We start from the raw sequence: 1,576 nt of genomic DNA, 5'->3' as shown, positions 1-1,576 counted from the left end.
ATAACAAACCAAGCAAGCGGGACAATTACACGTGGGCTCCCGTCACTTCGTTCCGTATTATAGCCCACGTGTAATTGCCCCTTCTTGGGGTGTTAGGTGTCAAGGAGGAACAGAGTGAATACGAAGGACTATATTAACTATTTCCCAGAACTAGATGGAAAAGATGCAAACGAACAATTTACCATCTTGGAAAAAGCTCGCTATCACGCATTTGTTGTACAACGCTTGTCTGCTAAAAGCGTGATGTTCATGTTTGCCTCAATAGTAATGGGAGCCATATTTCCAGCACTTTCGTTAATATTGTTCGGTAATGATATTGTTACTAACGCGCTTTCTATTGGCATAGCTATTTTCATTTGCTTAACTGTTAATAAAAGACTTAATGGTTTAATACTCAAGCAAGGGTTAGATGGTTTTCTCTCAGACAATGACACCTAACAAACCAAGCAAGCGGGACAATTACATGTGGGCTCCCGTCGCTGCGCTCCATATTTTAGCCCACATGTAATTGCCCCTTCTTGGGGGTGTTAGTACCCTCGGAGCAGGAAGCTTGAAAGTAAAACCATCCAAAAAGCTATATCTAAAAATGCTGAGAAGTCTTTTGATAATGAGCGTTTTATTCGGTTTTACTGCATATGTCTGGTCAACTTCAGTTTATGAATGTATTTCTATCTTTTCGTGGGACTTTTGCGGCACTATTGGCCAAGCAGAATTAATTTACCCACTTTTTGCTTTAGATGTACTGTTAGCTTTTTATTTACTTTCGCCATTTTTTACCTAGTTCAGCTTTCGTGAAATAATTAAAAATAGGAATAAAATTAAATAATGTTGCTAGGTAGTATTGGGTTTACGGGTACTAACAAACGCATTAACTCGCTCGCGGGCTCGCTGGGACAATAACACGTAGGCTCAGTCGCTTCGCTCTAATTTTAGCCTACGTGTTATTGCCCGTTATGCGAGTGTTATACACCTTGAATAGGTTGTTTCTTCATATGAGAAATTTGCTCGTTATTTTGTCGTTCTTTTATACAACGTGCAGCTCTGCGGTATGCTTATCTGATAGACCTAACGTCAAAAATGAATATGAAAACAATGAATCTGTGTTCGTGGGTAAAGTGGTAGATGAAGCGTATTTGTCTGACGACCAAGGCTTTTACACCGCGCTGCTTTATTCAATAAAGGTGCAATATATCTATAAGGGAAAGCTGTCAGGTATTTTAGTTGCCTTCAATAATATGGATAGTGGCAGATTCCCTATGGACGTTGGGAAAGAATATCTAATTTTTACAAATGCCTCGTATAGCCCAATTATTATTAGTAGTTGTGGTAATTCAAAGGAAGTATCAAATGCCACAGAAACTATCGAGGAAGTTAAAAAGCTTGCAAGCAAAGATGTATAACAAGCCAAGTAAGCGGGACAATTACATGTGGGCTCCCGTCGCTTCGCTCCGTATTTTAGCCCACATGTAATTGCCCCTTCTTGGGGTGTTATGTGCTCAAGGGACGTTTAGCTTGGAAACTGTCGATATAGAATGTGAAGTTGAAGTCTCCTTAATTGAACTTGCCATGAAAAATC

Annotated in this window: 2 protein-coding genes; both read left to right on the top strand. The window is 39.7% G+C overall.

What is annotated here, in order from left to right; translation table 11 throughout:
* Nucleotides 1-114: 114 nt before the first annotated feature.
* Entirely contained in the window at nucleotides 115-438 is a 324-nt protein-coding gene (locus BUB81_RS21795) for a hypothetical protein (RefSeq protein ID WP_073325477.1), read from the top strand.
* Nucleotides 439-1,106: 668 nt separating this feature from the next.
* Nucleotides 1,107-1,400: a hypothetical protein gene (locus tag BUB81_RS21790; protein WP_139241671.1), complete on the top strand. Its 294-nt coding sequence runs from the start codon at nucleotides 1,107-1,109 to the stop codon at nucleotides 1,398-1,400.
* Nucleotides 1,401-1,576 lie beyond the last annotated feature (176 nt).

Source organism: Marisediminitalea aggregata (assembly GCF_900129565.1).
Lineage (GTDB): Bacteria > Pseudomonadota > Gammaproteobacteria > Enterobacterales > Alteromonadaceae > Alteromonas > Alteromonas aggregata.
Note: the sequence above shows the minus strand (reverse complement) of the source record. Positions and strands in the feature narration are given on the sequence as shown.